The sequence below is a fragment of the Streptomyces sp. NRRL S-495 genome, assembly GCF_000966955.1.
In the GTDB taxonomy this organism is placed as follows: domain Bacteria; phylum Actinomycetota; class Actinomycetes; order Streptomycetales; family Streptomycetaceae; genus Kitasatospora; species Kitasatospora purpeofusca.
In genome coordinates, this window is the sequence record NZ_JZWY01000240.1 from 1 (window position 1) to 8,702 (window position 8,702).

Annotated in this window: 10 protein-coding genes and 1 pseudogene; 8 read left to right on the forward strand and 3 right to left on the reverse strand. The window is 73.9% G+C overall.

Annotation, left to right across the window (positions count from 1 at the left end):
* Positions 1-693: DUF6286 domain-containing protein (locus VR45_RS42310; RefSeq protein ID WP_052709071.1), on the forward strand; the 693-nt coding region annotated here is incomplete at its 5' end.
* Positions 690-1,331, forward strand: a complete 642-nt coding sequence (locus VR45_RS13905) for a hypothetical protein (protein ID WP_045940047.1) — start codon at positions 690-692, stop codon at positions 1,329-1,331. The genes VR45_RS42310 and VR45_RS13905, both read left to right, overlap by 4 nt.
* A 39-nt stretch (positions 1,332-1,370) precedes the next feature.
* On the opposite strand, the gene VR45_RS13910 is transcribed toward VR45_RS13905, so the two are convergent.
* Positions 1,371-2,144, reverse strand: coding sequence for an SDR family oxidoreductase (locus VR45_RS13910; protein ID WP_045940048.1), 774 nt, complete (start codon positions 2,142-2,144; stop codon positions 1,371-1,373).
* Positions 2,145-2,293: 149 nt separating this feature from the next.
* Between VR45_RS13910 and VR45_RS13915 the strand changes: the two genes are divergently transcribed.
* Both VR45_RS13915 and trxA read left to right on the forward strand, forming a co-directional pair.
* The gene (locus tag VR45_RS13915) at positions 2,294-2,737 is read left to right on the forward strand and encodes a MerR family transcriptional regulator (RefSeq protein WP_045940049.1); all 444 of its coding nucleotides are present in this window, start codon (positions 2,294-2,296) and stop codon (positions 2,735-2,737) included.
* A 3-nt stretch (positions 2,738-2,740) separates the two neighbouring features.
* Positions 2,741-3,073 carry a thioredoxin gene (gene trxA, locus VR45_RS13920; protein ID WP_030398269.1) on the forward strand — a complete coding sequence of 111 codons (333 nt, stop codon included), beginning with the start codon at positions 2,741-2,743 and terminating at the stop codon, positions 3,071-3,073.
* A 32-nt stretch (positions 3,074-3,105) separates the two neighbouring features.
* Here trxA and VR45_RS13925 read toward each other — a convergent pair whose 3' ends face one another.
* Both VR45_RS13925 and VR45_RS13930 read right to left on the reverse strand, forming a co-directional pair.
* On the reverse strand, positions 3,106-3,903 hold the full coding sequence (locus VR45_RS13925; RefSeq protein WP_045940050.1) for an SURF1 family protein: 798 nt from the start codon (positions 3,901-3,903) through the stop codon (positions 3,106-3,108).
* Positions 3,904-3,934: 31 nt separating this feature from the next.
* Complete coding sequence (locus VR45_RS13930; RefSeq protein ID WP_052709072.1) at positions 3,935-4,933, reverse strand: DEDDh family exonuclease; 999 nt, start codon at positions 4,931-4,933, stop codon at positions 3,935-3,937.
* A 193-nt stretch (positions 4,934-5,126) separates the two neighbouring features.
* On the opposite strand from VR45_RS13930, the pseudogene VR45_RS13935 reads away from it, so the two are divergent.
* From VR45_RS13935 to VR45_RS13950, 4 genes and pseudogenes are all read left to right on the forward strand, one after another.
* A pseudogene (locus VR45_RS13935) lies at positions 5,127-6,190 on the forward strand (zinc-dependent alcohol dehydrogenase family protein).
* A 276-nt stretch (positions 6,191-6,466) separates the two neighbouring features.
* Entirely contained in the window at positions 6,467-6,823 is a 357-nt protein-coding gene (locus VR45_RS13940) for a DUF485 domain-containing protein (protein WP_045940051.1), read from the forward strand.
* On the forward strand, positions 6,820-8,430 hold the full coding sequence (locus VR45_RS13945; protein WP_045940052.1) for a cation acetate symporter: 1,611 nt from the start codon (positions 6,820-6,822) through the stop codon (positions 8,428-8,430). The genes VR45_RS13940 and VR45_RS13945 overlap by 4 nt, the downstream gene beginning before the upstream one ends.
* Before the next feature lie 93 nt (positions 8,431-8,523).
* Positions 8,524-8,702: radical SAM protein (locus tag VR45_RS13950; protein WP_045940053.1), on the forward strand; the 179-nt coding region annotated here is incomplete at its 3' end.

Here is an 8,702-nt window from a genome sequence, read left to right on the forward strand (position 1 = left end):
GCCCCGGAGCACCCGGCCGCCGAACCGGCTCCGAAGGTGCCCCGACTGCGCGCGCCGCGCACCACGGCCGCCGTCGTGGTGGCCACCGTGCTGCTGATCCTGGCCGTGGCGCTGCTGTACGACGTGGTGGCCGTCCGGACCGGGCAGCCGGCCCGGCAGTGGCGCACGGACCTCGCCGACGAGCTGGCCACCCGGCACCCGGACGATCTCGCGGTACTGCTCGGCGCCGGGGCGGCCACCCTGCTCGGCGGCTGGCTGCTGTGGCTCGCGCTCGCCCCCGGCCTCGGCCGCTGGCTGCCGCTGCGCCCGCACGGGGACACCGCGGCGGCCATCGACCGGTCCGGTGTGGCCGCTCTGCTGGCCGACCGGGCGGCCGGGCTGCCGGGGGTCGAGCACCTCAAGGTGCGGATCAACCGGCGCCGGGTGCGGATCGCGCTGGTCGGACCGGCCGATCCGGCCTCGGTGCAGCGGCAGCTGCGCGCGGAGCTGGCGGCGGTCACCCTGGCGGGGCCGCTGCGGCTGGACGTGCGGACGGCGGGTCGGCGGGCCGGGGCCGGTCCGGTACCGGAGGAGGAGCCAGTGCGCGAGGGCAGCACGGCAGAGGGCAGCACGGCGGTGGGCAGCGCGGCGGAGAGCAGCAAGGCGGCGGGCGGCGGGCCGGAGGGTCCGGTACGGGGCGGTGGTGGCGCGTGAGCCGGATCGCGGTCAACCGGCTGCTGCTGGGGGTGGTCGGGGCGGTGCTGCTGGTGGCCGGGCTGCTGGTGCTGCTCGGCGGGCTCGACCTGTACCGGCGCCTCGGCCTGGAGCCGCCGTCCCGGTGGCCGCTGGCCTCGCCCGACCGGCCGGTGCTCGGCGACCGCGCGCGCACCCGCTGGGAGGACCGGTCCTGGTGGTGGCCGGTGGTGATCGGGGGCCTCTCGCTGGTGGTCCTGGGCACCGGCTGGTGGCTGCTGGCGCAGCTGCGCCGCAGCGGCCCGACGACCGTCCTGCTGCCGACGCCCGGGGTGGCCGGGTTGCGGCTGCGGCTGCGCACCAGGGCCCTGGAGGAGGCGGTGGAGAGCGGCGCGGTCACCCTGCCGGAGGTCGAGCGGGTGGGCGTCCGGCTGGTGCGCGGGCGTCGGCACCCCCGGCTGCGGGCGGTCGTGCGGATGACGCCGGGCGGTGATCCGGCCGCGCTCGCCGAGCACTTCGAGACCGGCCCGCGCACCGGGGCGCGGGCCAGTCTGGGGCTGCCGGAGCTGCCGGCGGAGCTGCGGATCCGGGTGGTCGCGGCCCGGCCGGAGGTCACCGGGCGTCAGCACGGTCGGCGCAAGCGTCCGCGCGTGGTCTGACCCGCCCGGCCCCGGCCGGGACGGCCGCCCGAAGGCGGCTCAGAGGCCGCGCAGGGCGCCGCCGTCGACCGGGACCATCACACCGGTGAGGTAGGAGGCGGCGGGGGAGAGCAGGAAGGCGGCGACCTTGCCGAACTCCTCCGGGGTGCCGTAGCGGCCGAGCGGGATCGCGGCGCTGTGGTGGGCGCGGGAGGCCTCCGCGTCGCCGCCGAGCGCGTCGAGCTCACGGACCCGGTCGGTGTCGATCCGGGCCGGGAGCAGGCCCACCACCCGGATGCCGCGCGGCCCGAGCTCGTCGGCCAGCGACTTGGCGGCCATCGCCAGGCCGGGGCGCAGGCCGTTGGAGATGCCGAGGCCGGGGATGGGCTGGCGGACCGACCCGGAGAGCACGAAGCCGATCACCCCGCCCTCGCCGAGGGTCGCGGCGGCGGCGCGGGCGATCCGCAGGGCGCCGAGGAAGACCGACTCGAAGGCGTCCCGCCAGGCTTCCTCGGGGGCGGTGGCGACCGGTCCGGCCTGCGGTCCGCCGACGCTGATCAGGATGCCGTCGAGGCGGCCGAAGCGCTCGACGGCGGCGGTGACCAGCCGTTCGGCGGTGCCCGGGTCGGCGTTGTCGGCCACCAGTCCGTGCACCGAGTCCGGCCCGTCGCCGAGGGCGGCGAGTTCGGCCACGGCGGCGTCGACGGCGGCGGCTCCGCGACCGGTGACCAGCACCCGGGCGCCGTCGGCGGCGAGTTCGCGGGCGGTGGCCAGGCCCAGGCCCCGGGTCGCCCCGGTGACCACGTACACCTTGTGCTGCAGTCCAAGATCCATGGGGACATCCTGCCGGGTGGGCCCGGGCCGGAGGTAGGGGGCGCGGCGGGGCCGGCCGCCGCCACCGCCGCTGGCGTTGACGTCGGCGTCAAGGTCTACCGTCGGTCCCGGCGGCGTTCGGACGGCTGCCGGAAGGGCAGGGTCCGGACATGCGGATCGGTGAACTGGCGAAGCGGGCGGGGACGACCACCCGGGCACTGCGGTACTACGAGCAGCTCGGGCTGCTCCCGGCCCGTCGGGCCGGCAACGGGTACCGCGCGTACGGGGAGGAGGATGTGCGGCTGCTCCGGCAGATCCGCACCCTCCAGGACTTCGGTTTCGGACTGGAGGAGACCAGGCCGTTCGTCGAGTGCCTGCAGGCGGGGCATCCGCACGGCGACTCCTGCCCGGCCTCGCTGGAGGTCTACCGGAAGAAGCTGTCCGAACTGGACGAGTGCATCGCCCGGCTGCAGGAGGTCCGCTCCCAGGTGTCCGAGCAGTTCGCCCGGGCCGAGCGGGAGCGCGACGCGCTGGCGGCCGGGGCCGCCGCGGAGCCGCCGCAGTGCGAGTGGGCCGCGTCCGCGGCCCCCGACCGGAACACAGGGGAGAGGTAGAGCATGATGCGGATCGCGGGAGTGACAGCGGTGACGGACGGGACCTTCGCCGCCGAGGTGCTGGCCGCCGAGGGGCCGGTACTGGTGGACTTCACGGCGGACTGGTGCCCGCCGTGCCGCCAGATGGCGCCCGTCCTGGCGGACATCGCCCGGGAGGAGGCGCACCGGCTGACCGTGGTCAGTCTGGACGTGGACCACAATCCGGAGACCCAGGCGGCCTACGGGGTGCTGTCGATGCCGACGCTGATGGTGTTCCGCGGCGGCGAGCCGGTGAAGGCGGTGGTGGGGGCGCGGGCCAAGGCCCGGCTGCTGCGTGACCTGGAGGATGTGCTCTAGCAGCCGCGCGTCCGGGCCGAACAGCGGCGGGCTCAGGCCGGGACGGCGACCGGCAGGCCCTCGGTCCCGGCGGCCTCCTTGCGGCGGTCCTTGGCCTCGCGCCGGGCCATCACCACGAACCCGACCGGGATCAGCGCGGTGAACAGCCACCACTGGATCGCGTACGCCATGTGCGGCCCGATGTCGGAGTGGTTGGGCTCGGGCAGCAGCTCGGGCTGGTCGGCCGGGGCCGGCTGGGTGGCGGTGAGCTCCAGGTAGCCGCCGAGCAGGGCGGCGCCGGTGTCCTTGGCCTGCTGGGTGGAGCTGATCAGGTTGAACTGCCGGTCCGGCAGTCCGGCCCGGTCCTTGATGCTGCCGCCGGCGGCCTCGTCGGCGCGCAGCCGGCCGGTCAGGGTGACCTGGCCGGCCGGGGCGGCCGGCACGGCGGGGTACTCGACGGCGGAGTTGCCGGAGGCCACCCAGCCCCGGTTGACCAGCACGGTGCCCGCGCCGTCGGCGAGCGCCAGCGGGGTGATCACGAAGTAGCCGATCTTGTCCCCGCTGGAGTCGGTCCGCTTGCGGACCACGAACTCGTGCGCCGGGTCGTACTGCCCGGTGGCCGTCACGGTCCGCCAGGTGAGGTCCTTGGGGACGGCGAAGCCGGGCGCCGCCGACAGGGTGTCGAACGGCACGGGCGGGTCGGTGAGGGACCGGGCGATCAGCTCGTTGCGGTCCACCCGCGCCTCGTGGCGGTGCAGCTGCCAGAACCCCAGCCGGACGGTCGTGGGGATCAGCAGCAGGGCGATCAGCAGGGTGATCAGCCAGCGCCGGGAGAGCAGAAAACGGTACACATGGGCACGGTACGCCCTGTTCACAACCGGCTCACCCACCGGGGTGCGGGGCGACCTCGCGCAGCAGCTGGAGGAAGGCGTCCTCGCCGACGACCGGGGTGCCGAGCTCGCGGGCCCGGCGGGCCTTGCCGCTCCAGCTGCCCGGTTCGTTGGTCACCAGCAGGCTGGTGAGGCGGCTCACCGAGGTGGCGATGTGCAAGCCGGCCTCGACGGCGCGGTCCTCCAGCAGCTCCCGGTCGGTGGCGGTGTCGCCGGTGAAGGCCACCCGCATGCCCTGGACGAGCGGACTGCCGTCCTCCCAGCGCCCCGGGTTGGGGTAGGGGCACGGCGGGCGCTTCTTGGCCTGGCGGTAGGCCGCGCCGGTCCAGGAGGCCCGGGAGGGGGAGGCGGGCGCGTCCTCGCCGAGGTCGGTGACGGCCACGCAGGACTGGAGCGGCAGCGGGACACCCCCCGAGCGGGCCAGGTGCAGGCTGGGGCGGAAGGCCTCGGCGAGGACCCGGGCGTCGTCGAGCGCGTTGTGCGCCTGGCGCTGCTGGACGCCGAAGTACTCGGCGAGCGAGGAGAGCTTGCCGTTGGGCAGCGGCAGCCGCAGGTCGCGGGCGAGCACCATGGTGCACAGCCGGTGGTCGACCGGGGCGTGCAGGCCGGCCCGGGAGAACTCGCGGGAGATCATGTTCCAGTCGAAGAGCGCGTTGTGGGCGACCAGGACCCGGCCGCGCAGCCGCTCGGCGAACTCGCCGGCGATCTCCGGGAAGGTGGGGGCGCCGGCCAGCTGGTCGCCGGTGAGGCCGTGGATCCAGACCGGGCCGGGGTCGCGCTGGGGGTTGACCAGGGTGTACCAGTGGTCGGTGACCTCGCCCTCCTCATCCAGCTGGTAGACGCCCGCCGAGATGACGCGGTCCGTCCGGCCGAGGCCGGTGGTCTCGACGTCCACCACCGCGAAGCCGGCGGCGGGCGCGGCGGACCGCTGTGCCGGGAGGGGGGCGGTCCGCGGAGCTGCGCCGGGGGTCTCGGGCTGGATCGCGTACATGGTGCAACAGAATACGGCCCGTCGGCGGTCGCGGAGGGCGGTCCGGCCAGGTCGGCCCCGGTCCGCCGCTGTCCGGAATGTTGCCGGGGACCGGCCGGAATAGAGTGGGCGGTGCAGTCGTCGTACATCTGGTCGATTGTTTTCCGGTCGTCCGCGCCACCCCTGCGGACACCTCTGCGAAGGACGAACCCTCATGCGCGCCACCGTCATCCACGGTCCCAATGACATCCGGATCGAGCAGGTGCCGGACCCGGTCGTCCAGCAGCCGACCGACGTCGTGGTGCGGGTGGTGAACGCCTGCATCTGCGGCAGTGACCTGTGGGCGTACCGCGGTGTCGCCTCGCGGGTGGCCGGGCAGCGGATCGGGCACGAGTTCCTCGGTGTGGTCGAGGAGGCCGGCGCCGAGGTCCGCGACTTCCGCCCGGGCGACCTGGTGGTGGCGCCGTTCGTCTGGTCGGACGGCACCTGCGACTTCTGCCGCGAGGGCCTGCAGACCTCCTGCCCGGCCTGCAGACCTCCTGCCCGCACGGCGGCTTCTGGGGCGAGGTCGGCTCGGACGGCGGGCAGGGCGAGGCGGTGCGGGTGCCGTTCGCGGACGGCACCCTGGTGAAGCTGCCCAAGGAGGCGCTGGGCGACGAGAAGCTGCTGCCGGGCCTGCTGGCGCTGTCGGACGTGATGGCGACCGGTCACCACGCGGCGGTCTCGGCGCGGGTCCGGGCCGGCTCCACGGTCGCGGTGGTCGGGGACGGCGCGGTCGGCCTGTGCGGGGTGCTGGCAGCGCACCGGCTGGGTGCCGGGCGGATCATCGCGCTGGGCCGGCACACCGCCCGGACCGATCTGGCCCGCCGGTTCGGCGCGACCGACGTGGTCGCCGAGCGCGGCGAGGCGGCGATCGAGGCGGTGCGCGAGCTGACCGGCGGGCAGGGCGCGCACGCCGTGCTGGAGGCGGTCGGCACCGAGGAGTCGATGCGCACCGCGGTGTCGATCGCCCGGGACGGCGGGGCGGTCGGTTACGTGGGTGTGCCGCACGGCGGCAGTGCGGGCGTGGACATCGGTCAGATGTTCGGCCGAAACGTTTCGCTCAACGGCGGCGTCGCGCCGGCCCGCGCCTACATCCCCGAGCTGCTCCCGGACGTCCTGTCCGGCGCGATCGAGCCGGGCCTGGTCTTCGACCGCACGGTCGACCTGGACGGCGTCCCGGACGGCTACCGGGCGATGGCCGACCGCTCCGCGCTGAAGGTGCGGATCGAGTTCTGATCCCGGGCTCTCGACGGAGCCTGTCGTGAAGAGGTCCTGACGGGTGGTCGGGGTGGCACCGAATGGCCGGTGCCGCCCCTTTCGTTTGCCCGGATACGGTGGTTTTCGGCCAATCGGTTAGTGCAGAGGGGTGAACGTCTGGCTGGTCACGGTCAAACCCTTTCGGCTTACGCGCCACCCTCCTAGCATTGCGCGGCGCGCATCCGGACTGTGACGCCGCTCACGTCCGATCGTTCCACTGGTGCGACCACTACGCCGAACGAGTGAGGAGTCAGAGTGGAATCGCCGCCGATCGACACCACCGCCACCGAAACCCAACTCATCGAGGAGAGCGCCGAGTTCCGCGGCCTCCGGTCCTCGTTCCGGAGCTTCGCGTTTCCGGTCACCATCGGTTTCGTGCTCTGGTACCTGCTCTACGTCCTGCTCTCCAGCTACGCCCCCGGCCTGATGGGCACCAAGGTCGTCGGGCACATCAATGTCGCCCTCGTCCTCGGACTGCTCCAGTTCGTCACCACCTTCGCCATCGCGGCCTGGTACGCGCGCTACGCCGCCCGGAGGCTGGACCCGCCCGCGGCCGCCATCCGCGAGGCGCGCGGCGCCGTCGTCCACGCCCCCCGGGAGGCCGCCGAATGAACCTGCTCGCCACATCCGCCACCGACCACCGCGGCCTCACGATGACCCTGTTCGGGGTCTTCGTGCTCGCCACCCTCGGCATCACCGTCTGGGCCGGCCGCCAGACCAAGGACGCCGCCGACTTCTACGCCGGCGGCCGGGGCTTCTCCGGCTTCCAGAACGGCCTCGCCATCTCCGGCGACTACATGTCCGCGGCCTCGTTCCTCGGCATCGCCGGCGCCATCGCGCTGTTCGGCTACGACGGCTTCCTGTACTCGATCGGCTTCCTGGTCGCCTGGCTGGTCGCGCTGCTGCTGGTCGCCGAGCCGCTGCGCAACTCCGGCCGCTACACCATGGCCGACGTGCTGGCGTTCCGGATGCGCCAGCGCCCGGTGCGCACCGCCGCCGGCATCTCCACCATCGTGGTGTCGATCTTCTACCTGCTCGCCCAGATGGTCGGCGCCGGCAGCCTGGTCGCCCTGCTCCTCGGGGTCAGCGGCGACGGGGCCAAGCGCTGGACCATCGTCGCGGTGGGCGCGCTGATGGTCCTCTACGTCGCCATAGGGGGCATGAAGGGCACCACCTGGGTGCAGATCGTCAAGGCCGTGCTGCTGATCGCCGGCACCGCGCTGATGACCGTCCTGGTGCTGGCCAAGTACCACTTCAACATCTCCAGCCTGCTCGGCGCCGCCGCCGACGCCAGCGGCAAGGCCAACGCCTTCCTGGAGCCGGGGCTGAAGTACGGGGCCACCGGCACCAGCAAGCTCGACTTCCTCAGCCTCGGCCTCGCGCTGGTGCTGGGCACCGCCGGCCTGCCGCACATCCTGGTCCGCTTCTACACCGTGCCCACCGCCAAGGCCGCCCGGAAGTCCGTGCTCTGGGCGATCGGCATCATCGGCGGCTTCTACCTGATGACCCTCGCGCTCGGCTTCGGCGCCGCCGCGCTGGTCGGCCCGAAGACCATCAAGGCCTCCAACGCGGCCGGCAACACCGCCGCCCCCCTGCTCGCCGAGAACCTGGGCGGCGGCGCGGGCACCACCGGCGGCGCCGTGCTGCTCGCGGTGATCTCCGCGGTCGCCTTCGCCACCATCCTCGCCGTGGTCGCCGGACTCACCCTCGCCTCCTCGGCCTCCTTCGCCCACGACCTCTACGCCAACGTGATCCGGCGCGGCAAGGTCTCCGAGCGCCAGGAGGTGTACGTGGCCAAGTGGGCCGCCGCCGGGATCGGCGCGGTGGCGATCGCGCTCAGCCTGTTCGCCGACAAGCTCAACACCGCCGCCCTGGTCGCCCTGGCCTTCGCGGTCGCCGCCTCGGCGAACCTGCCCACCCTGCTGTTCTCGCTCTTCTGGAAGCGGTTCAACACGGTCGGCGCGGTCAGCTCCGTCTACGCCGGACTGGTCACCTCGGTGGTGCTGGTGCTCTTCTCACCGGTGGTCTCGGGCGGGAAGAACTCGCTCTTCCCGCACTCCGACTTCCACTGGTTCCCGCTGGAGAACCCCGGCCTGGTCTCGATCCCGGTCGGCTTCCTCGCGGGCTGGCTCGGCACCGTGCTCTCCCGCGAACAGGCCGACCCGGCGAAGTACGCTGAACTGGAGGTCCGCTCGCTGACCGGGCTGGGCGCCCACTGATGAACAGCTGATGACTAAGCTGGCCCGGCGCCGCCGCGACGGTGGCCGGGCCGGCCGCTCACCAGGCGGCACCTCACTCGGGAAGGGACCGCCGTGCTGCTCGACACCTTCGGCCGCCGCGCCGTCGACCTCCGGGTCTCCCTCACCGACCGGTGCAATCTGCGCTGCACCTACTGCATGCCGGAGCAGGGCCTCCAGTGGCTGCCCAAGCCCGAACTGCTCACCGACGAGGAGATCGTCCGGCTGGTGACGGTCGCGGTGCGCGACCTCGG